22 protein-coding genes, 1 tRNA gene and 1 riboswitch are annotated in these 23,659 nt (G+C 27.5%); of the genes, 5 read left to right on the top strand and 18 right to left on the bottom strand.

Going from position 1 to position 23,659, the window contains the following annotated elements:
- Nucleotides 1-57 precede the first annotated feature (57 nt).
- The 12 genes from X274_RS03840 to X274_RS03785 all read right to left on the bottom strand — a co-directional run bounded on the left by X274_RS03840 (nt 58) and on the right by X274_RS03785 (nt 12,115).
- Complete coding sequence (locus tag X274_RS03840; protein ID WP_047265488.1) at nt 58-1,164, bottom strand: amidohydrolase; 1,107 nt, start codon at nt 1,162-1,164, stop codon at nt 58-60.
- The gene (locus X274_RS03835; RefSeq protein WP_047265487.1) at nt 1,161-2,297 is read right to left on the bottom strand and encodes an aspartate aminotransferase family protein; all 1,137 of its coding nucleotides are present in this window, start codon (nt 2,295-2,297) and stop codon (nt 1,161-1,163) included. Before X274_RS03835 ends, X274_RS03840 begins: the two co-directional genes overlap by 4 nt.
- Nucleotides 2,294-3,484, bottom strand: a complete 1,191-nt coding sequence (locus X274_RS03830) for an aspartate kinase (RefSeq protein ID WP_047265486.1) — start codon at nt 3,482-3,484, stop codon at nt 2,294-2,296. Before X274_RS03830 ends, X274_RS03835 begins: the two co-directional genes overlap by 4 nt.
- Before the next feature lie 8 nt (nt 3,485-3,492).
- Nucleotides 3,493-4,185: a 2,3,4,5-tetrahydropyridine-2,6-dicarboxylate N-acetyltransferase gene (dapD, locus tag X274_RS03825; RefSeq protein ID WP_047265485.1), complete on the bottom strand. Its 693-nt coding sequence runs from the start codon at nt 4,183-4,185 to the stop codon at nt 3,493-3,495.
- A 1-nt stretch (nt 4,186) separates the two neighbouring features.
- Entirely contained in the window at nt 4,187-4,846 is a 660-nt protein-coding gene (locus X274_RS03820; RefSeq protein ID WP_047265484.1) for a 4-hydroxy-tetrahydrodipicolinate reductase, read from the bottom strand.
- Complete coding sequence (gene dapA, locus X274_RS03815; protein WP_047265483.1) at nt 4,843-5,718, bottom strand: 4-hydroxy-tetrahydrodipicolinate synthase; 876 nt, start codon at nt 5,716-5,718, stop codon at nt 4,843-4,845. The genes X274_RS03820 and dapA overlap by 4 nt, the downstream gene beginning before the upstream one ends.
- Before the next feature lie 34 nt (nt 5,719-5,752).
- Nucleotides 5,753-6,967, bottom strand: coding sequence for a diaminopimelate decarboxylase family protein (locus X274_RS03810; RefSeq protein WP_231580377.1), 1,215 nt, complete (start codon nt 6,965-6,967; stop codon nt 5,753-5,755).
- Nucleotides 6,960-7,928 (bottom strand): aspartate-semialdehyde dehydrogenase, encoded by a 969-nt coding sequence (locus tag X274_RS03805; protein WP_047265482.1) that lies wholly within the window; start codon nt 7,926-7,928, stop codon nt 6,960-6,962. The genes X274_RS03810 and X274_RS03805 overlap by 8 nt, the downstream gene beginning before the upstream one ends.
- Before the next feature lie 71 nt (nt 7,929-7,999).
- Nucleotides 8,000-8,175: riboswitch (Lysine riboswitch) on the bottom strand.
- A 307-nt stretch (nt 8,176-8,482) separates the two neighbouring features.
- A tRNA-Ser gene (locus X274_RS03800) sits at nt 8,483-8,573 on the bottom strand.
- A gap of 326 nt (nt 8,574-8,899) precedes the next feature.
- The gene (locus X274_RS03795; RefSeq protein ID WP_047265481.1) at nt 8,900-9,454 is read right to left on the bottom strand and encodes a thymidine kinase; all 555 of its coding nucleotides are present in this window, start codon (nt 9,452-9,454) and stop codon (nt 8,900-8,902) included.
- A gap of 178 nt (nt 9,455-9,632) precedes the next feature.
- The gene (locus tag X274_RS03790; protein ID WP_047265480.1) at nt 9,633-10,907 is read right to left on the bottom strand and encodes a ComEC/Rec2 family competence protein; all 1,275 of its coding nucleotides are present in this window, start codon (nt 10,905-10,907) and stop codon (nt 9,633-9,635) included.
- Complete coding sequence (locus tag X274_RS03785; protein ID WP_047265517.1) at nt 10,907-12,115, bottom strand: 2,3-bisphosphoglycerate-independent phosphoglycerate mutase; 1,209 nt, start codon at nt 12,113-12,115, stop codon at nt 10,907-10,909. Before X274_RS03785 ends, X274_RS03790 begins: the two co-directional genes overlap by 1 nt.
- A gap of 167 nt (nt 12,116-12,282) precedes the next feature.
- On the opposite strand from X274_RS03785, the gene X274_RS03780 reads away from it, so the two are divergent.
- Entirely contained in the window at nt 12,283-12,942 is a 660-nt protein-coding gene (locus X274_RS03780) for an HAD family hydrolase (protein WP_047265479.1), read from the top strand.
- On the opposite strand, the gene X274_RS03775 is transcribed toward X274_RS03780, so the two are convergent.
- A complete protein-coding gene (locus X274_RS03775) occupies nt 12,931-13,698 on the bottom strand; it encodes a Rossmann-like domain-containing protein (protein WP_047265478.1) in 768 nt (255 codons plus the stop codon). The two genes, X274_RS03780 and X274_RS03775, sit on opposite strands and share 12 nt — an antisense overlap.
- A gap of 133 nt (nt 13,699-13,831) precedes the next feature.
- Between X274_RS03775 and X274_RS11940 the strand changes: the two genes are divergently transcribed.
- Nucleotides 13,832-14,770, top strand: a complete 939-nt coding sequence (locus X274_RS11940; RefSeq protein WP_047265477.1) for a GAF domain-containing protein — start codon at nt 13,832-13,834, stop codon at nt 14,768-14,770.
- Nucleotides 14,771-15,079: 309 nt separating this feature from the next.
- Nucleotides 15,080-16,447, top strand: a complete 1,368-nt coding sequence (gene dnaA / locus X274_RS03765) for a chromosomal replication initiator protein DnaA (protein WP_052913162.1) — start codon at nt 15,080-15,082, stop codon at nt 16,445-16,447.
- Between the two features lie 120 nt (nt 16,448-16,567).
- On the opposite strand, the gene X274_RS03760 is transcribed toward dnaA, so the two are convergent.
- Nucleotides 16,568-17,881 carry an alkaline phosphatase gene (locus X274_RS03760; protein WP_047265476.1) on the bottom strand — a complete coding sequence of 438 codons (1,314 nt, stop codon included), beginning with the start codon at nt 17,879-17,881 and terminating at the stop codon, nt 16,568-16,570.
- 315 nt (nt 17,882-18,196) lie between these two features.
- On the opposite strand from X274_RS03760, the gene X274_RS03755 reads away from it, so the two are divergent.
- On the top strand, nt 18,197-19,099 hold the full coding sequence (locus X274_RS03755; RefSeq protein WP_047265475.1) for an MBL fold metallo-hydrolase: 903 nt from the start codon (nt 18,197-18,199) through the stop codon (nt 19,097-19,099).
- Between the two features lie 29 nt (nt 19,100-19,128).
- Here the strand turns inward: X274_RS03755 and X274_RS03750 are convergent, their stop codons facing one another.
- The 3 genes from X274_RS03750 to X274_RS03735 form a co-directional block, all read right to left on the bottom strand.
- Nucleotides 19,129-19,341, bottom strand: coding sequence for a hypothetical protein (locus tag X274_RS03750; RefSeq protein WP_047265474.1), 213 nt, complete (start codon nt 19,339-19,341; stop codon nt 19,129-19,131).
- Nucleotides 19,342-19,459: 118 nt separating this feature from the next.
- The gene (locus X274_RS03745; RefSeq protein WP_047265473.1) at nt 19,460-20,173 is read right to left on the bottom strand and encodes a class I SAM-dependent methyltransferase; all 714 of its coding nucleotides are present in this window, start codon (nt 20,171-20,173) and stop codon (nt 19,460-19,462) included.
- 256 nt (nt 20,174-20,429) lie between these two features.
- The gene (locus tag X274_RS03735) at nt 20,430-21,089 is read right to left on the bottom strand and encodes a 4Fe-4S binding protein (RefSeq protein WP_052913161.1); all 660 of its coding nucleotides are present in this window, start codon (nt 21,087-21,089) and stop codon (nt 20,430-20,432) included.
- Between the two features lie 217 nt (nt 21,090-21,306).
- On the opposite strand from X274_RS03735, the gene X274_RS03730 reads away from it, so the two are divergent.
- Nucleotides 21,307-22,500: an FprA family A-type flavoprotein gene (locus tag X274_RS03730; protein WP_047265471.1), complete on the top strand. Its 1,194-nt coding sequence runs from the start codon at nt 21,307-21,309 to the stop codon at nt 22,498-22,500.
- A gap of 69 nt (nt 22,501-22,569) precedes the next feature.
- Here X274_RS03730 and X274_RS03725 read toward each other — a convergent pair whose 3' ends face one another.
- Nucleotides 22,570-23,658, bottom strand: coding sequence for an ABC transporter ATP-binding protein (locus tag X274_RS03725; protein WP_047265470.1), 1,089 nt, complete (start codon nt 23,656-23,658; stop codon nt 22,570-22,572).
- Between the last annotated feature and the right edge of the window lies 1 nt (nt 23,659).

Genomic DNA, 23,659 nt, shown 5'->3' with positions numbered 1-23,659 from the left:
AGAATGGGGGATAAAATGAAAAATGGATACTTCAAGATATATAAACTCCATATATTTTTATTTTAAAATTTTTTTGAAGATTTCGATTCCTATGTTTATTATACTATCATCTGGCAAAAAATAAGGGGAATGTAACCCAAATTTTTTATCAACTCTCGTCCCCAGCCAAAACATTAATGATGGATATTTTTCAGCAATAAAACCAAAGTCTTCACCTGTCATTTTGTACCCACAATTAATAATTTGATATTCATTATTTATTTTTTCTATAAATTCATTATATAAATACTCATCATTAACTACTTCTTTATATCTAGATCCTATTGTAATTTCATATTTTACTTCTGTAAAATTCTCTATTGATTTTAATATTTTATTCAATTTATTAATATAACTTTCTGTATAATCAAGATTTAAAGATCTAATACTTCCTTCAATTTTTGCATATGATGGTATTACATTTCGAACTTCCCCTGATTGAATCTTGCCAATCCCGAATAGTAAAGGTGAAGTTGGATTTTTTGGAATTTTTTCTATAGAATCTAAAAATATTCTCATTGCATTTAACGCATTTTTTCCATCTTGTGGAAAGGCTATATGTGCATTTTTCCCAAAAAATTCTATATCTATTTCAACAGCAGAGGCAAACAAACCCCCTTTCGATGTAGCTATTGTTCCTTTTTCATATTCATCTGTAACATGAAGAGCATAAGCTTTGGAAATATTAAATTTATTGAAAATACCAGAATCCAATATTTTTTTTGCTCCTCCACCTCCTTCTTCAGCAGGTTGGAATAAAAATAAAAGATTTTTTTGTATATTATTTTTTAAAACGTATTCTATAAGACCATATAAAATGGACATATGAATATCATGACCGCATGCATGCATAAAATTATTTTTTGATTTAAATTTAATTTCATTTTTTTCTTTTATTGGCAACGCATCGATATCTGCTCTGAATAAAATATAATTATTATTTTTTAAAGGTGTATATTTTACAACTAACCCTGTACTTAGAGGTTTTAATATTTTAATTTTTGTATTATATTGTTTTGATAGAGCTATTATATTTTTTTCTAAAATTTTTGTTGTTTCAAATTCTTCAAATCCTAATTCAGGATTTTGATGTAATATATGTCTTAATTCAACAGGAGATATCATAATAATTCCTCCAATATTTTAATAATTTCGTCTATTTCATTATAAGAAATGTTTAACGCTGGTAATAATCTAATTACTGTATTATTAGAAATAACATTTAGCAATAATCCTTTTTGAAAAGCTTTATCTCTTAAATTTGGATACGAATCATCTAATTCAATTCCAATCATTAAGCCTTTCCCTCTTATATCAACTATTTTTAATGAATTAATATCTTCGATTTTTTTGATAATATATTGTCCTTTTTTAGATATATCTGTTAGTAACGTTGGAATATTTTCCAATATATATTTAGCTCCAGCTAAAGCTATTGGGTTAGGAGCAAATGTAGAACCATGATCACCAGGTTTTAAAATATTTATAGTTTCATTCAAAAATATTGTCGCTCCTAATGGTAATCCACCACCTAATGATTTTCCTACTGTAATTATATCAGGATTCAAATTAAAATGTTCATACGAAAAAATTTTTCCCGTTCTTCCAAGACCAGCCTGAATTTCATCACAAACAAGAATAAACTTTTTTTCTTTATGATGTTTATTTAATATTTCAGCAAATTCATCTGTTAAAGGAAGAACTCCTCCAGAACCCTGAATAGGTTCTACAAAAACCGCTACAACTTCATTGCCATGATATTTCATGTAATCATCAAAACCACCAATATCATTGAAAATAAATTCTTTACAATGAGGCAAAAGAGGTCTGAAAGGAAATTTTAATTTTTCAAAGCCATTTATAGATAAAGCACCTAATGTCCTTCCATGAAAACCATTTTTGAAATATATAATTTTATTTTTTTTATTTGTTGATATTTTTTTAATGGCTTTTAATGCTGCTTCAGTTGCTTCAGCGCCAGAATTTGTAAAGAATACTGCTCCTTCCTTTCTAGTAAAATGAACTAATTTTCGAGCAACATATTCAGCATCTTCATCCAAAAAGAAATTGGATATATGCATATATCTTTCCATTTTTCTTTGCATTATATGAATTAAACTGTCATTTGAATGACCAAAAGATAATACACCAATTCCCGCAAATGAATCTAAATATTTTCCCCCTTTTTCTGAATAAATATATACACCTTTAGCAGTAGCAATTTGTAAATTAAAATAATCATATAATTTTAAAATCATAATTCAAACTCCTTTATTAATGCTTTTGTCGCTTCATTTAAATATTCTTTATCAATAAGACAGGATATTTTTATTTCTGATGTAGTAACCATTCTTATTGGAATATCTTCAAGCGCTTTAAAAAATCTTGAAGCGACACCTTTTTCAGTTTTCATTCCAATACCAACTACAGAAATTTTTGCATATCCGTGTTCATACGTTATTTGAGATTCATTGAAAGTATTTAAAGCCTCTTTTAAATAATTATCAAAATGAGACATTTCTTCTTCGATAATTGTGAATGAGACATTTAGTTTTTCATTTATATTTATAATTGAAATCATATCTACATTAAAACCTTTTTGCGCTATACTTTCAAAAAGATTATATATAATGGCATGATTAAATGGCAAATTAGTTATTGTGACCTGAGTCTGATTTTCCATAACACTCATTCCTGTAACTACAGGATTCTCAATATTATCAGAAACCACATATGTTCCCTCCTCATTTGAAAAAGTACCTGCACAATAAATCTTAACATTAAATTTTTTGGCCACCTCCACAGCTCTATTATGTAAAACTTTTGCTCCTAATGACGCCATTTCAAGCATTTCATCATAAGTTATATAATCTATCTTTTTTGCATCAGGGTATCTTTGGGGATCAAAAGTGAAAATCCCTGGAAAATCACTATATATTTCACAATTACAATTTAAAGCAGCAGCAAAAGCGACTGCAGACGTATCGGAACCGCCTCTTCCTAACGTTGTATAATCTCCATCTTCTGTTATACCCTGAAAACCTGTAATTACAAGAACATCATAATATTCCAATAATTTTATTATTTCTGATATTTTAAATTTTTGTATTCTAGCATTATTAAAATCAGATGTAGTAAATATACCTGCTTGAAAAGCATTCAATGATTTTGTACTTATTTTTAAATCATTTAAAGCCATAGAAAGCAAAGAAACAGAAACCTGCTCTCCCGTTGCTAAAAGCATATCCAATTCTCTTGGATGAGGATTAATAGAAATTTCCTTTGCCAATTTTATTAAATTGTCCGTAGTTTTTCCCATTGCAGAAACTATAACAATTATTTTATAACCGTCTCTAACTTTATTTTTAATTTTATTTGCTACAAATCTTATTTTATCCGGAGTTGCCACAGATGAACCGCCGTATTTTTGTACAACTATATTCATTTTATCACCTACAAATTTCTTAATTCATCTAATAGTCTAGTTTTATCTTTTGTTTTTTCATCAACTTTTTTTATAACTCTTGCTGGAATTCCTGCAACTACTGTATACGGATCCACATTTTTTGTTACTACAGATCCAGCTGCAACAACACTTCCTTTCCCTACTTTAACACCCTCCAATATAACTGCATTGGCACCTATTAAGACATTATCTTCAATAATTACAGGGTCTGCACTTGGTGGTTCTATAACACCAGCAATAATGGAACCTGCTCCTATATGGCAATTATTACCAATTTGTGCTCTTCCTCCTATAACAACATTCATATCTATCATCGTTTTTTTTCCTATTTTTGCTCCTATATTTATTACTGCACCCATCATAATTACAGCATTATCTCCTATCTCAACTAGATCACGTATTACTGCACCAGGTTCTATTCTTGCATTGATTTTTTTTAAATCTAATAAAGGTATTGCCGAATTTCTTCTATCCATTTCTATTCTATACTTTTCAATTATATTTTTATTGCTATTTAAAAATTTTTCAAATTCTTCTAATTCACAAAATAATATACCTACTTTTTCGTTCCCATAATATTCTTCAAATGGTATATCTTTTAAATTTCCACGCAGATATACCTTTATAGGTGTTGATTTTTTAGATCTGGCAATATATTCAATTATTTCATAAGAATTCATATTAATCCTCCTTCATAGTAAGTTCAAAGATATCCTGAAATGTATAAAAACCAGCTACAACTTTCAAAGAAAATTCAGCAGCCTTTAAAACTCCTGCAGCAAATGTTCTTCTTGATAATGCTCTATGTGAAATTGTAATAACTTCACCTAAGTTTCCAAAATATATTGAATGATCACCAGAAACATTTCCCAATCGTAGAGAAGATATATTAACCTCTTTATTCAACACTTCCTTAATCATTTTAGCTGTTCCAGAAGGTTTATCTTTTTTAAATCTATGATGTACTTCAAAAATTTCAATATCGGCATCATCTAATAACTTATCAACTAATTTTACTAACTTTAGTAATACCTGAATGCCAATAGAAAAATTATAGCTCTGAATTATTGGTATTTCATGTGATAAGGTTTTTAATTCATTTATCTGTTCATTACTTAAACCAGTAGTTCCTATTATTAAAGGACATTTGAATTTTTTTGTGTATTCTATTACCTTATTAAAAACTTCAGGTAAGGAAAAATCTATTAATATATCAGGATTTTCTATAAAATTCTCTCCATTCTTATCATACGAAAATACCAATTTATGCCCTTTTTCAGAAAAAAGATTATAAATTTCGTTTCCCATCCTTCCATTTCTTCCAATTATTCCATATTTCATAATATGCTCAACTCCTCAAACAATTTATCAATTAATATTTTTCCATTTTCACTAAGTTCTACCAAAGGCAATCGTACAATATTTTTACAGTATCCAAGTTTAGAAACAGCATATTTTACAGGTATTGGATTTACTTCAACAAATAGTTTTCTCATTAAAATATTATATTTATTATTAATTTCCTGAGCTTTTTTAAAATTCCCATTTAATATTGCATCAGTTAATTCTTTCATTTGTTTTGGCAAAACATTTGAGAAAACTGATATTACGCCATTTCCACCTAATACCATTAAAGGTAATGCTTGATCGTCATTTCCTGAATAAACTAACATCTCATTGGGTTTATTTGATATTAATTCTGCTATTTGTGAAATGTTTCCGCTTGCTTCTTTTATACCAATAACATTTTTGTTTTTATCGAAAATCTCAATAGCAGTATCAGGTAAAATATTTCCTCCTGTTCTTGATGGAACATTGTATAAGATTATAGGTAATTCAGTTCTTTCAGCAATATAGGTAAAGTATTTGACTAAACCTTTTTGGGTTGATTTATTATAATAAGGACTTACTATAAGCAATCCATCAGCGCCATTCTTTTCCGCAAGTTTATTGTTATTCAATACATGCTCTGGATTATTGGATCCAGTTCCTACAATAACAGGTATCTTTTTATTTACAATCTCAACTACTTTTGAAACTATTTTTTCTCGTTCTTTTTCATTTATTGTTGGAGCTTCTCCAGTTGTTCCTAAAACTATTAATGCATCAACAAATTCTAATTGGAAATTCACAAATTCTTCTAATGCATTATAATCAACTTCAAAGTTTTCATTAAACGGAGTAATAATAGCAGTGCCAACACCATTAAACATAAATATCCCCTCCTTGACGAATCTTCTGATTCGCTTAAAATATTATTGTTGAAAAATAATCATCCAATGTTTCAGCTCTTCTAATCATTTTAAATTTTTCACCATCATAAACAAATTCAGCAGATTTTAATTTTCCATTATAATTGAATCCCATCGAATGTCCATGAGCTCCGACATCGTGGATTATTAAAATATCTTCCTCTTCGATTTTAGGTAATTTTCTATTAATGGCAAATTTATCGTTATTTTCGCATAATGACCCAACAACATCATATGTTTCATATTCTCCAGATTTATTTAATACCGTAATATGATGATATGCTCCATAAATAGCTGGTCTCATTAAATTTGCCATATTCGCATCAACCCCAACGTACATTTTATAACTACTTTTGATATGTAATACTTTTGTTATTAAATAACCATGTGGTCCTGTAATATATCTTCCATTTTCTGTGTATAATTTTGGTTTAAAATCATTAAAATAATAATTGTATAGATCTTTTATATTTTTACTCAGTAAATTAATATCCAACTCTTTTTCTTCAGGCTTGTAAGGGATACCAAAGCCGCCCCCTATATCTATAAACTCAAATTCTATATTTAATTTTTCTGAAATATTTTTGACTGCTTCAAAAATGATTTGAGTATTTCTGGTAATAATATCTGTACTTAATGTATTGGAAACAAGCATAGCATGAAATCCAACTCTTTTTATACCAGAATCTATCATAATCTTATAACCTTCTAAAACCTTTTTATAAGGCATACCAAATTTTGAATTCTTTGGATTACCTATAACTTCAGTACCATATGCGTTTTTAGGAGTATATCTTATTGAAGCTATATCTGGTTTGCCTATTTTATTTAAAAATTTTTTTATATGATCTGTATCGTCAAAATTAATTATAGCCCCTAAATCATATGCTTTTTTATATTCCTCAATAGGTGTATTGTTTGATGTAAAAAGTATGTCTTCTCCATTAATTCCTGATTTTTCCGATAAGATAAGTTCAGCCATAGAGCTACAATCAGTTCCAGCCCCATTTTCTCCTAAAATTCTTAATATGTAGGGCGTAGGTGTTGCTTTTACAGCAAAATATTCTTTAAAGTCACACCAATTAAATGAATTTTGTAATTTTTTTAAAGAATTCAAAATTCCTCTTTCATCATAAACATAAAATGGTGTTGGAAAATTTTTTAGTAAATAATTAATATCAAATGGGATTTTTTTCATATTATCATCCATTCAACTCATAATGTTTTAATAATATCCTCACAGCATTTGTAGCGGCACCAACTCTAACATTATCAGCTACAATCCATAACAGAAAAGTATCTTCTTCAATTTGTCTTAATCTGGAAACATAAGTAATATTACTTCCAGCTACATTTAAAGGGGTTATTAATTCTTCGGTATATACAACATTTTCTACATTTGATATAAGTTTTTTTAATTCTTTTACTGAACTTTTTCCATTTATTTTAAATGCTACGCTTTCGGAATGTCCGTATAAAACAGGAACTCTTACTGCTGTTGGATATATTTTTATTTTATTATTATTAAAAATTTTTCTTGTTTCATTCACCATTTTCATTTCTTCTTCTGTAAAACCATTTTGCATTATATTTCCTATCAATGGAATTACATTGTGGTGTATTAAATCGGGAAAATAGTTAATGTTATTATTCCCATTTTCTTGATCCAAAAGTTCTTTCATTCCTTTATTTCCAGCACCAGAAACTGCCTGATACGTACTTACAAATATTTCAGAAATACCAATTTCTTTTTGTATATTTGATAAAGCTAAAACCATTTGAATCGTAGAACAATTTGGATTTGCTATAATTCCTTTATAATTTTTTATAATATCTCCATTAATTTCAGGAACAATTAATGGTATATCTTTTTCCATTCTAAATGCTGATGAATTATCTATAACAGTATTCCCATTTTTACTAGCTATAATAGCAAATTTTTTTGAAATCGTGCTCCCTGCAGAAAAAAGTAGATAATCATAATGTTCTTTCATTTTTTCTTCAGTTAATTCTTCAACAAAATAATTTTTATTTTTGAATTTTATTTCTTTTCCTTGTGATTTTTTTGATGCAAACAATCTTAACTCTGTAATATCCAAATCAAACTCCTCTAAAACCTTTATCATTGTTCTACCAACTTCTCCAGTAGCACCAACAATTCCAATTTTCACATTATCCCTCCTAATAAAAATGGCCTTCCACAACGGAAGGCCAAATTGAAATAATATTATCAATAAATATTATCCCAAACGGCTCTCCGCATGTTTTTCATGCGACAGTTGCATAGGTATTCCCTATACAACCAGGCATGTAAGACGGGTATATCTTACATCCTTCGGCAACCTCGCCTTTCATCTACCCCAAGCCTACCCAAGCGATAGGTAGATTACTCTTCTCGGTTGCGCCTCCGTTTGTTCGTTTTACATATTAACTTTTGCAGTAGTTTAACAAATTAAAATTAATAAAAAATTACGATAATATTACATTTCGAACAACGAAATTCACTTAAAAATTTTTCAGAATTCACTTTGTTATTTAATTTTTCCTATTTTTACTTTTATTTTTTTCATTCTTAAGCGTTCAATGAATCTTATAATAGGGCATCGCATTTTCCATTTTTGAAAAAAACTCATAACAAATACCTCCAAAGATTTCTTATATTATATCATAAAATATAACAAAATGTAAATAGTAATAAAAAAACAGAGCACATCGCTCTGTTTTATGGCGGAGAGGGTGGGATTTGAACCCACGGACGGGTTTTGCCCGTCACACGCTCTCCAGGCGTGCGCCTTCGACCGCTCGGCCACCTCTCCAAATTTATTAACTTTCCAAGATATTTTATCATATCTTTGAGTTTTAGTCAACTACTGTAGATAAATAAATTTGAAACTTATTATTAATTTTTGCATTAATAATATAATTTTTAGGCCGTCTAAAAAGTCTCAAATGAAACGAAGACTCGAAGATTGCCCTTAAAATTGTGAATGAAAGCCGTCAAAATTACATGGATGTAATTTTGAGCGAAACAATACACGATGTATTGTTTGAGCGACGGCTGAGAATGAATAATTTTAAGGATTAGCAATCAAGCTGTCTGAGTGAATTTGACTTTTTAGACAGTCTTATAATTTTCATAGTTTTATTTTTCTGAATTCAATTTTTCATAACAATCTCTACAAACTGCTATATATTTTTCAAATCCACCTACATCTATCTCAGAACCATTACCAACAATTTTAAACGAGATTGTTCCATTATATTCACCACATTCATGGCAAACAGCTTTTTTCTTAATTATTTCATCGGCATAAGCGGAAAGTAGAATTGTTGTTTTAAATGGATTATTTTTATAGGTTAAATCCAATCCGGAGCAATATACATTTATTCCTTTTTTAATCAAATCAAGAATAACGTCTTTCAATTCTTCATCAAAGAATTGAACTTCATCTACAAAAACAGCTTTTTCATCATAATCCAAGTGTTCATACATCTCTTTCGAGTGTTTTATTGGTATAGCTTTAATTTTTGTTCCTGTATGAGAAACAACGTATTCAGAAGAATATCTATCATCTATAATAGGTTTAAATACTTTTATTTTTTTTCTACCCAATGTATAAATCTCAACAAAAGATATAAGTTCTGATGTTTTTCCAGAATACATAGGACCTACAATTAATATAAATTTTCCAGACATTTCTATTCCTCCTCTGAATATCTTTTTTCTCTTAGATTTTTTAGGTATAAAAAATCTAAGAGAAAAATGAAGCCGGTCAATTTTGCACGGATGCAAAATACCGAACATGGATGTGAGTCTGATACGACCGGCGAGAATGAGCTATTTTTGGGGATTAACAATCAAGGTTTGAGCGACTTTACTTTTTGGACATCGTATATCTTTTATAAATAACTATATGGAAAAAAATTAATAATATTATGGATATAAAATATAAAAATATATAAGAATTATCTTTTAATGTAATATATGGTATATATCTATTTATATATTGCAAAAGACTCTTTATAATGGATATGTAATAATTTACAAAATTGGATACAAAATCTGGCAAATGTACAATTATATACAATCCAGATAAAATCATTAGCGAATATATTATTGGTGTAAAAAAAACACTTAAAAATATTCCTACAAAAGAAAAACCTTTGAAAAACAAAATACTCCAAGGTAGCACAGCTAAAAATGCAGATAATGTGACTAAAAATGGATTATTTGTATATTCTATAATTATTAATATTGAAAGTGCTGCAAAATAACTCATTAAAAATCCTGCAGAAAAAAGCACATTAGGATTATACAATAAATTTATTACACCAATTAGACCAAGAATATTTTTTGAATTAACATTCCATCCTATTAATTTATTTAATTCAATTATAGAGAGCAAAAAAGTTGCCCTCATTGCTGAATCTGAAAATCCTGATGCTGATAAATATATAAATAATATTATTATAGTAATTAATCTTCTAATATTAATGGGAAAAAGTGTAAAAGAATATAGAAAATATAACAAGGAATAAATTATATAGACATGGAACCCTGATACAGCAAACAAATGCAGGAGTCCTGTATTTTTAAAGATTTCCGCATTTTTTCCTTTTAATCCACCAAAAACTACCGAAAAAAGTATTTCTCTATTATCATATTGAAAATTCCTGTATATCCTTTTTTTAAAAAAATTCCTTACAGAATATATACTTTTTTCTGAAGAGTTAGCCATATAAATTGGATCGAATTTACCATTAGTTTTTTTACCTACAATGTATATATTATTACCTATTTCAAAAGGATCAGTAGTAAATTTATTATACGAAAAATACAATTTTCCTTTTATACTTTTCCAAGAATCATCATAATAAACTTCATTAGTTTTTACTATATAATAGTTATTTGATTTATCAATAATTGTTCCTAAAATCCCTAGTTCTTTATTTGTCGGAATTGAATATGAAGTAATTGTTTTAATTAACACTAAAGACAATATTAGTATAAAAAATACTTTTGTTTTTAATGAGTAATTAAATAGAAAAAAGACTACAGCCATAAAAATTATGGCTGTAGTTATCATTTTCAATTTTACAAAAAGTATTAAAACAATTACACTAAAAAATAGATTTATAAAAAATGGCATTATGCTCCAAATTTTTCAAGTTTTCTTGCATTTGCCATTAACAATCCCATTAAATCAACAGCATAAATTGTTCCCATAGAACCTCTTGCTGCTTCAAATTCATCAAACGATTTTGATAATCCTGCTCTTGTATAAGGAGATTTAATCATAAAAGGAACTGGGTGCCAACTATGCCCGCTAATAGCTACAGGTGTAGAATGGTCGCCAGTAACAACTAATACATCAGGGTTTAATTCTAATAATTCAGGTAATGCTTCGTCTACCATTTCTATTACATGAACTTTTGCATCAAAATTCCCATCTTCACCATATGAATCTGTTTTCTTTATATGTATATAGAAAAAGTCATAGTCATTCCAGTATTTTTTTAAAGTCTTAAACTCATCTGAAGGTGTTTCTCCGTCGACATTTAAAATATCCATTCCAACTAATTTTGCTAATCCTTTATACATAGGATATACAGCAATAGCAGCTGCTCTCATTTTATATACTTCTGGAAATTGCGGAATATTTGGATATTTAGAAAAACCTCTAATTAAAGCAAAATTTATCTTTGGTTCATCTTTTAAAACATCTCTAATTTTTTTCATTAATTTTGTAAATATTTCAGCAGTTTTTTCTGCATCTGGATGAGTTGCATGAGCCCATTTTATAGGCAACCCTTCCTTTTGCGGGTCAGCATCTTCAATTCTATCATCAAGACCTTCACCTGTTAATTTAACTACAAATCTATGTTCTTTTCCTGCATAAAATTGAATCTTAACCCCATCAATTTCTTTAATATTTTCTTTTAATTTTTCAACTATCTTTGCAGATTCTTCTGATTTTGGCCTTCCAGCTCTTCTATCAACTACAGTATCACCATCTATTGTAGCAAAATTTCCCCTTGCAACAACATCTTTTTCTCCAACCTCAACATCTATACCTAATGCTTCTAAAATTCCTCTTCCAATTTGGTATCTTATAGGATCATATCCAAAAATACCCAAATGTCCTGGTCCTGAACCTGGTGTAATTCCTGGTAAAACTGGTATTGTTTGACCTAAATCTGACTCTGTTGCAATTTTGTCTAAATTTGGTGTATTAGCTGCCTGTAAAGGTGTTTTTCCATTAACTACTGTATCTCCAATACCATCCATTACTAACATCACAATTTTTGAATTAGTTTTTGTAATTAGAGGTTGTAAAAATTCCTGTCTATCTACCATCATATAGTTCCCTCCCCAAGATTAATTTTCATTACAATTATAACATACTTTAATTCTAAGTATATAATATTTTAGTAAATTTTTAGATAATTAATCATTGACTATATACAATTATGATATAATTGAACTGTCAAATAATAATAAATGAAAAATAAGGAGTGATTGATTTGATAAAAGGTATTATTTTCGATTTGTATGGTACATTGATAAATGCCAATCATCTTTTTCTTCCAATAGCTGAAATTATTTCTAAAGAGATTAATATTCCCGCAATAGATTTAGAAAAAACAATCAGAAACGTATATAATAAGTATTTTAATTCATATCATTTAAAACCATTTAAACCCGAAAGAGAATATTACAATTTGATGTTTAAAGAATTAAAAAAGTTTTATAAATTAGAAAATTCAGAAGAATGGTATATTAACCAAATGTATAAAACCTTTATTGAATTAAAACCATATGATGATGTTGAATTTTTAAAAACAATAAAAAAGGCAAAAATAAAAATAGCAATACTATCTAATGCTGATGATGATTTTGTAATTCCTGCATTGAAAAATAAACCTTTTCCTTTTGATTTTTTAATTACATCATATTCAGTTAAAATGTATAAACCTGATCCGAAAATTTTTGAATATACATTAAATAAAATGAATTTACAAAAAAATGAAGTAATTTTTGTTGGAGATAATTATAACGTTGATATAGTCGGCGGAAACAATTTTGGTATAAAATCAATACTAATAAAAAGATGGAACCAAAATATAACCTATTCTGATTCCATCTATACATTGAAAGAATTATATAAATATTTAAAATATTAAATTTACTTTGCGTGCAGCACCACTTCTAAATAATGTCCTGGTGCCAGCACCTTTTTTTACTAAATCAAATAATTTATCTGGATCTTCTATAAATGAACCAGACAAAATCTTTACAGGAAATACATTCTCAACCATTATAGTCGAAGGACCTGCAATAGCAACTCTTTCAGTATTTATATAATTTAATATATAATCGATTGTACCATTTACAATTGTCGTTCCCGTAATAATAACAGCTGTACATTTAGGCAACATTTCTATTATTGCCCAGTCAGGTAAAATCTGGTCATGTCTTCGCTGTCTGTCAAAAATAAGAACATCCCACACTTTTGGCCTTAAAGCATCAACAAACGGTGTAATTTCTCCAACAATTCCTACTATATCTTTTTTATTAAATTCCATCAATTTCAACGTATCGCCTTCAATAAATCTTTCTGGATTTTTATTAAAAATCGCATTTACCGCAGCATAAGATACAGATCTCAAAAGAGGATCTCCAGAAAACAAGCCTACTTTTAATAAATCTTTTACTTTCATACCAACTTCTGCTTTACTTTCAGGCATTCCATCTAACCCCATACATTTGTAAAATTCTTCACATTTTCCGAGAGTGTCTTCTTTATTTGTAGCGACAAATCCTGTTCTACCATCACTTAATTTAACCGCAGTTTCTCCAATACCAATCACAAAATCTTCAATAATTTCATCATCAATGTTTTTCAAAGCCATATCATATAGTTTTTTTGCTATTGTCATTCTATCCCTCCATATTTTTATATTCTATATTATTATACTATTTTTAACATTATTATTCAAATATAATTTAAAAAAATCTGTAAGAAATAAATGGTAAAATAAAAAAAATAACTAAAATCAGGAGGTGTTTTTTATGAGAAGTATATTACAGGACTTTACACCAGAATTTTTGAAAATATTAAATAAAGACAAAATTTTTTGGTTTGATGGTTGGAGAGAATACAAACAGAATAAACCAAAAATTATAGGAGAATATGAAAAATTAGAAAATCTAAATAATAAAAAAATTAAAAAGTATCTTGGTGAAATTAAACGAAAAGATCTTGATATGTTCAAACAATACTGGGAGAATAACTTTTTGCAAATAAAAAAAGATATTGTTATGAAACTTTCAAGAAATTCTGAATATTTCCAACTTAAAAGAGGTGACTTTGTTGTCTATATAACAGGACTACTCGGGCTAAAACCTCTTTATTATATTGAGACATACTATGGCACTGTAATATTAATAGATGCATTCTACCATTTTTTAAATAATATTGATATCAGAAAAACCGTTGAAAATGCAATATTAAAATTTATAAATGAAAATCCTGTCAATTCAAAAAAAGCTTTATTTGCCAAATTATTATCTCAAATAGAGAAATACATATATGACAATAACAATATAGATAAAGTAATGGAAAAAATTGTCAAAACTTTATATGAAAATGTTGATTATTATAATTGGGTTGGATTTTATCTAACTGATGATAATGATAAAAATTTATTGATACTTGGTAGCTACTTAGGAGAACCTACTGAACATATTAAAATACCTTTTGGTAGCGGAATATGCGGTCAGGCAGCATCTACAAAAAATACATTTGTAATTCAAGACGTAACAAAGGAAACAAATTATTTATCCTGTAGCGATAAAACAAAATCCGAAATTGTCGTTCCAATAATTGATAAAAACGGAAATGTTTTTGGAGAGCTGGATATAGACAGTCATAAATTAGAACCATTTACAGTAGAGGATACCCAATTTTTAGAAGAAATTATTAGTTTATTTGTTAAAAAATTTCTTTAATTTTATGAACTTTTTCTTTTTTAACCTATTCACAAAAATGAGAAAAAAAGCTTATTTAATAGACATATTTCTTAATGAAAGTAAAAAAATATTAAAGTGGTTAAATTTAGGAATTTTCTAAAATACACTTTTATAGCATATTATGTTAATTAAATTCCTTTATTCACTAAGTTTCAAATCTCAACAAAGTTCATAAAATTTTTTCTTGATTATATATGTTAAATCTGATATCCTATATAATGCTAAACATTTTTTAAGATAAAATTTTTTCTATACATTCTTTTTAATTTTGGTCAGGGGGTAATTGATGTGACAAACGAAGAATTATTAGAAATGCTAAAATCCAAGATAAATCATGATACCTGGGAACAATGGTTTACCTCTGCCCAAATATTGGAAATACAGGATAAAAAAGTAATTATAGGAATAGGAAACCTGTTTGTTAAAGATTTTGTAGCAAGAAAGTATGGAGCTTTAGTTTCCAACACTTTATCTGATATTCTTTCAAGAAGAATATCAGCTGAATTTACATTTATCCCGGCTGATAAATCAACTAAGAAAAAATCTGGTCCATTAATAAAAAATAGACCGTTAAAACTCTCTGATTTTAATTCTGAATATACTTTTGATAATTTTGTTATAGGAGAGGCAAATCGTGTAGCTTATTATTCTGCTTTAGAGGTTGCCAATAATCCAGGAAAATACAATCCTCTGTTTATATACGGAGATGTTGCATTAGGAAAAACACATCTTTTACATGCAATTGGTAATCACTTAATGGAAACATCGCCTGACTTAAAAGTAATGTATGTAACAGCTGAAGAATTTATGAATGATTTAATGAAATCCTTAAGAGATGAAAAAATGGATGATTTTAGAGAGAGATATAGAAAAAAGATTGATATATTATTAATTGACGATGTCCAATTCTTAATTGGCAAAGATATGGCACAAGGTGAACTTTTTCATACTTTTAACACTCTTTTTAATCTTGGAAAACAAATAATTATCTGTTCTGATAGAACACCTGAAGAATTGGCGACATTTCATCCACGATTAATAAGCAGGTTTGAAATGGGGTTAGTTGTAAATGTTGATGAACCTGACAAAAAAACTAAACTAAAAATAGCTAAAAAAATGGCAGAGATGAGTTCAGTTTATTTAACAGATGATGTTGTTACATATTTAGTTGAAAATATAGACAATAACCTTAGAAGGTTGAGAGGATTAATTTTAAATCTATTTTTCCACAGTAAAGTTACAGGAGAAAAAGTAAATATTGAAACAGTGAAAAAATTATATAGTTCTTTAAAGGCTCATAAAAAAAGTATTCCTCAAACAAAAGAAACTTTAAAAGTTTTAAAGAAAAATCTTATTTTAGAAGCTGTTATCAAGGAATATAATTTAACTCGAGAAAAATTATTCAGTTCTACAAGAAAAAAGGAAATATCTGAAGCAAGACAAATTCTCGCATTTATGCTTAAGAATTATGGAAAAATGAAAGTAAAGGATATTTCAAGTTTTATAGGAAAAAATCATTCTACAATAAGTCAGTCAATAAAAAAGATTGAAAAGGAATTAACCAGCGGAAACCTAATATTAAAACGAAGGATAGATGAGATAAGAAAGATGTTTGAGGAAGCAGAAAAAATACAGGTTACAGAAAACGTAAGTTAATTAACGTAAGTTAATTAAAACCGGCATCTGTTATAACTAAAGATGCCGGTTTTTTATAATTTTTAGTATAAAATTTATAGATTATAAAATTTTTTACAACAATAAACATACATTATTATATTAATGTGCTCCACTAACTGGAAGTTCATAAACGGGATAAGTTAATGAATAACCTGCTAATCTTCCTATTATCCTTGGAATTTCAGTATTATCATAAAAACCATTAAAGTTTTCTGCTCCAGCTCCAAAGGCATACACCGGAATAGGTGCCCCTGTATGATCAAAAGTAGTCCAACCTATATGTGCTTTTCTACTAACAACTCTTCCAATAGCATTTGAAAATGCATAATATGAACCAGCCTGTTCTTTTATTAATCTATCGAAATATTCCATATCATCATCTGTTAATTCAATACCATAGTATTTTTTTACTAATTCTCTAACTTTATTTTTGTCTCCTTTAGCCTCTTTGGAAATGAAATCTGTATTTTTTGTAAATTTTCTTACCATTTCAACGTCAAAATAATATCCACCTGTTGAAAGTCCCAATCCACCAGTTTCATGATCAGCAGTAATAACAACTAAAGTATCCGGATTATTTTTAACAAATTCCATAACTACATCAAAAGCTTTTTCAAATTCTAAAATTTCTTTCCAAACGCCATATGGATCATTTCCATGTCCTTCCCAATCTATTTGAGAACCCTCAACCATCAAAAAGAACGGATTCCCATCTTTTGATAAAATTTCTAAAGCTTTTTTAGTCATATCAGCTAACATAGGTTCTTTAACTCTATCTGAAGCAGCTGGAAGATGACTATAGTTAAATAAACCTAATACTTTATTTCCATCATAATTTAACAACTCTTCTTTTGTAGTTATATAATCAAATCCTTTTTCCTTTGCTATTTTTATTAAATCTTTTCCGTCCTTTCTTTTTCCTCCATTAGCTACAAAATTTCTCCATCCACCACCAAAAGCCAATGTGATTGGACTATTAACTAATTGCTCTGCAAGGGTATTTTCATCTTTTCTTGTTGTGACATGTCCATATACTGCTCCTGGAGTTGCATGGGTAATTCTTGATGTTGATATAACCCCAACTTTTACACCTTTTTTAGCAGCTATTTCAGCAATTGATGGTACAATTGTGCCATCTGGTAGCATTCCAATCATTCCATTATTTGTTTTAAATCCAGAGAATAACGCTGTTCCTGCAGCTGCTGAATCTGTTACATTACTATTTGCAGAAAATGTCGTAACCAATCCAAGATTTTGCGTTTTCAAAAAATTAATTAATCTTCCTTCAAGATAACTCGCTAACATAACCTGATTTAATCCCATTCCATCGCCAACCATATAAATAACATTTTTCACTGCAGAAAAAGTGAAAATAGCAACAATCAAAAAAAGTATCAAAAACATCCTTTTCATAAAAAACACCCCCTATTTAGATTTTTGGTTTTTATATTATAACATATTTTACAATCTTATGAAAATTCATAAACGAAACATTTCCTGATATTTTTAATCATATTTAAATTTAATTAGATATAATCAACTTTTTTAAACACTTTACATTAGAATTTGGTTCAATTTATTCAACATAAGAAAAATTTCATTTTTTCATTTTTATTCCTTTTTCTTTTTATTAACATAAAAACACTTTTCATTAATATTAATAGATTAGAATAGTATATAGTGAGTTTCCAATAAATAGAACAAAAAGAATTATGGGATGGTGAAAGTATGAAATTACAAAAAATTACAGAAAATGTATATTATATCAATGATACTACAAATATTGGAGTTATAAGAGTTAATAAAGAAAACGATGTATTAATAGTTGACTCTGGAAGTGATGATTCAAAAGGAAGAAGAATAATAAAAATTTTGAAAGAAAATGGCTTTAATCTAAAATATATTATTAATACTCATATTCATGCGGATCATATTGGAGGAAATCATTATATTCAGAAGCATATACCAGAAGTAAAAATATTTTCAACAAGAGCTGAGATAAGTATGATAGAAAATCCTATATATATGCCCTATTTTCTATATTCGGGAGCATATCCTATTAAAGAACTCAGAAATAAATTTTTATTAGCTAAACCTTCAAAGGTTACTAATATTATTGATGAACTTCTTTCAAATATTATTATAGAAAATAATAAAATTTCTTTATTACCTCTTGATGGACACACAGAATTCCAAAAAGGTATTGCTTTTGAAAATGTACTTTTTTGTGGAGATGCTTTAATTTCTGAAGAATTATTAGAAAAACACAAGATACCTGTTAATGTAAATATAAAAAATGCTAAGCAAACTCTCTTAAATTTGCAGAATATGAATTATGATTATTATATTCCATCTCATGGCACTTTACTTAATAACATTTCCACTTTAGCAAAGGAAAATTATAAAAGAATTGAAGAAATAGAAGAAAAGATACTGAATTTTTTAAATACGGAAAAAAGTACTGAAAAAATTATATCTTATATGTTATATTCTTACGGATTAAATATAAACAATGCTACTCTATACTATTTATATAATACAACAATTATGGGTTTTTTAAGTTATTTAAAAGAAGAAAAAAAGATAACAAATATTATAAAAAATAATACTGTTTATTGGAATATACTATAAAAATATATAAGAGCTGTTTTTAACAGCTCTTATATATCTTCTATATTATCAATAATATAATAAACACTGTCAAAATAAATATAGATTTTCCCATCTCTTGATGCATAATACGATACGTTATTCTTATCAGCAAAAATTACAATATCGTTTGAAATAGAGTCTGCTTTTTTCATTTTTTTCAATTTTAAATCTTCAATATTTTTTTGAAAAACAAAATTAAACTTTTTTCTTATTTCTTCCATATTCCCATCCCCTTTATTTTTACCTCCTTTTTAATATTTTTTACTAAATATTTTTTATAGTAATTTATAAAATTACCACAACAATTATATCATATTTTTTGTTAAATATAAAATTAAATTATTTTGTAACATTACTTTTTATAGCTTTAATAATCAGAAAATTTGGTTTTTTCATAAGTTTTTTATAATTTTTCTCATCCATTTTTAAAAAATCTTTTGTTGGTTTTGGCTCATACATATTTACAACAAAAAAATTATTATTATATAATGCATCAAAAATTGTATCAAATGATCTATGATAAAAATAAACAGGAACTTTATTTATTAAATCTTCCAATAGAATTTCCTCAAAATAATTCTCTAAAGAAAAATATAAATATGTCATAATTGGATGATTAATTGAAAATATAAGTACTCCATTTTCTTTCAAAACTCTTTTAAATTCGCTTAATGTAAAATTTAAATCTTTAACATAATGCAAGGTTAGAGCAGAAACAATCATATCGAAATAATTATTATTAAAAGGTAATTTGGCATTCAAATCTAATTCAAGTACATGTGCTTTATTTTCCACTTTTCTTTTTGTGGCCTCTACCATTTTTTTTGAAAAATCTATTGCTACTACTTCTTTAGCATTATTATCAATCAACCATTTAGTATAATAACCAGCTCCACAACCAGCATCTAAAACTCTTAAATTTTTAATTTTTCCTATAGCTTTTATCATTGCAGGACGTTCATAATATGCATTAAATGTTTTTGTATCAACATCAAATTCATAATGTTTGGATAATATATCGTATGATTTTTTTAATTTTTCATGTATTTTCATTACACACACTCCTATTCTAAATATATAATATAGGGTGTCCAATTAGTAAAGCAAGCGAAAACTCGCAGATTGTCCGAAAAAATAGCGAATGAAGCCGGTCAATTTTGCACGGATGCAAAATTGAGTGAAGCCGAACACGGATGTGAGTCTGATACGACCGGCAAGAATGAGCTATTTTTGAGGATTAACAATCAAGGTTTGAGCGACTTTACTTTTTGGACATCGTATATAATATTATATAACAAAAAAGTCCATGTTATTTAACATGGACTTTAATAGTATTTTTTAATGTTATTGCATTTGTGGGACATATCTTCTGGCATTCAAAACACATCAAACATTCACTGGATAGTATTTTTCTTTTTTTATTATCAAGTGTAATTATAGTATTAGTAGGACATACTTTTTGACACATTCCACAACCTATACATTTATTTTCATCAATATTCAATCTTTTTAATGATTTTTTCGAAGCAATACTCAACATCGAGCCATATGGGCAAAGATGTTTATGCCATAATTCTTCTTCAAAAAAGAGAGTTATCAGTGTAGCTAATCCTATGACATATAACAAAATATTTAATTTAATCTTTAGTATTTTAGTAATAATAAATAGTAGTATAAATGAAAATAAAAATATGAATCTAATTATTTTTGACTTTAAAAAAGACGGTGTTCGTAATCTATAAATTTTCATTTTTCTATAAACAAAATTTATAGGTTTAAATATAGTATTTATAGGACATATCCAACCACAATAAAATCTACCAAATAGCGGAGATAATAAAAGACCTGCAAGAAAAATAAAAATCCATTTTATTAATACCTGATTTTTCAATAATATTAAAAATATTATGAAAAATATTATTTCAGAAATATACATTATAAACCTTATTATATTATTTTTATTTTTCATAATCAACCTCCTCTTATGATCTTTCAATAATTTAATTATATTACCAGATTTTCAAAATTTTCGTGTCTAAAATCACAAGTATATAAAAAATTATTTATATGGTATAATATAATATATACTAAAATTTTCACTTAAAATTAAACTTTTTTTTTCTTAATATATAGTATAATTATATAAAGAATAAAATTAAAATAATTTCAAATCAGGAGGGATTAATATGGATAATATTTTGAATATTACAGATTCCATTTTTTACGTTGGATTAAATGATAGAGATACTCATTTATTTGAAAACATGTGGCCTTTACCAAAAGGTGTTACTTATAACTCATATATTATAAAAGATGAAAAAAATGTTTTATTTGATACTGTAAAAGCTACAAAAACGCATTTGTTTATTGAAAAAATTAATAATATTCTAGAAGGTAAAAAGTTAGATTATTTGGTTATCAATCATATGGAACCAGACCACTCAGGTTCTATCTCCGATATTTTAAGAGCATATCCAGATATAAAAATTGTTGGTAATAAAAAAACTTTTGAATTTTTAAAAGCTTTATATGGTATTGAATCAAATTTATATGAAGTTAAAGATGGTGATGAAATAAATCTTGGAAAGCATAAATTAAAATTTTATATGACTCCAATGGTTCACTGGCCAGAAACCATGATGACATATGAAGAAACAGAAAAGATTTTATTCGCAGGTGATGCATTTGGTGGTTTTGGCACATTAGATGGTGGCGTTTTTGATGATGAGGTTGATATAGAGTATTATGAAAATGAAATAAGAAGATATTATTCTAATATAGTTGGAAAATTTGGCCCTATGGTTCAAAGAGCTATGAAAAAGTTATCAGGATTAGATGTAAAGATTATCGCTTCTACTCACGGCCCTGTATGGAGAACAAATCCAGGAAGAATTATATCTTTATATGATAAATGGAGCAAATACGAGACAGAAGAAGGTGTGGTTATTGCATATGGATCGATGTATGGAAATACAGAAAAAATGGCTGATTATATAGCTAGATGTTTATCTGATGAAGGTATTAAAAATATTAGGATAATGAATTCTTCTGAAGTACATGAATCATTTATAATCAATGAAATATGGAGATTTAAAGGTGTTTTATTTGGAACTAATACATATAATAATGGTATTTTTCCAAGAATGGAAAACTTATTAATTAATTTAGAACATAAGGGCATTAAAAATAGGGTATTTGGAGTGTTTGGTACATACGGTTGGAGTGGTGGTGGAGTAAAAGGTATAGTTGAATATATAAAGAAAAACAAATGGGAAATGGTATGCGATCCTGTCGAAGTACAATTCTCTGCACATAAGGAACATTATGAAAAATTAAGAAATCTAGCCAAAGAAATGGCCAAAAGAGTCAAAGAAAATTAAACTCAAAAAATTAAGCCTCGCAATAAGCGAGGCTTTTTTTATAAACTATATATATCAAGGAAGGGATATTTAATTTTTTAACACTTTACACAACTCTGGAACAATATCAATATACACGGATTCTCCTTCTGCATATATTTTTTTTAAGGACGGATTATCTATTTGAACCATTATTTCACCGAATTCTGTATCTATAAATGATTCAACTGTATTTCCCAAATATACATTTATTTTTACTCTCCCTTTTATTAAACCATCATTATCTTTCAAAATTAGAGATTCTGGTCTTGCCATTAATATCGCTTTTTCTCCAACAGAAACATTTTTTTCATATTTAGGAATTTCTAAAATTTTATTTTTAAATTTTACTATACACTTTTCTCTTTCTATATTTTCAATTTTTACTTCAAAAAAAGCAACTTTTCCAACAAAACCTGCAACAAATTTAGAATTAGGGTTTTCATATATTTCATTGGGTGTTCCTATTTGGATTATTTTACCTTCTTTCATAACAATTATTTTATCTGATAAACTCATAGCTTCAACTCTATCATGTGTAACATATATTGCCGTAATTCCAAGTTTTTTTTGAATTTTTCTAATTTCTATTCTCATTTGTTCTCTTAGTAAAGCATCAAGATTCGATAATGGTTCATCTAAAAGTAATATTGATGGTTCAACTATAATTGAACGCGCTAGAGCTACTCTTTGTTGTTGACCTCCTGATAACTTAGACGGCGCCCTATTTGCAAGTTCTTTTAACCCAACCATTTCCAATGTATCTATTACTTTCTTTTTTATTTCTTCTTTATTCATTTTTTTTAGTTTTAATCCATAGGCCACATTATCAAAAACTGTCATATGTGGAAAAAGCCCATAACTTTGAAAAACAGTTGCAGTATCTCTTTTGTTTGGGGGCAAAAAAGTTATATCCTCATTTCCTATATATATTTTCCCATTTGTTGGAACCTCAAAACCTGCAACCATCCTTAATGTTGTTGTTTTTCCACATCCAGATGGTCCTAACAATGTAACCAATTCTCCTGGTTTTATTTCAAATGAAGAATTATTTACCGCTATTACTTTTGTATTATATTTTTTATCATAAAATATTTTAGTAACTTTTTCTAATTTTAGGGATACTTGTTTTTTAGTCATT

Origin of the sequence: Marinitoga sp. 1155 (assembly GCF_001021175.1) — a bacterium.
GTDB lineage: Bacteria > Thermotogota > Thermotogae > Petrotogales > Petrotogaceae > Marinitoga.
The sequence above is the reverse complement of the archived record's forward strand: the minus strand, read 5'-3'. Positions and strand labels throughout refer to the sequence as shown.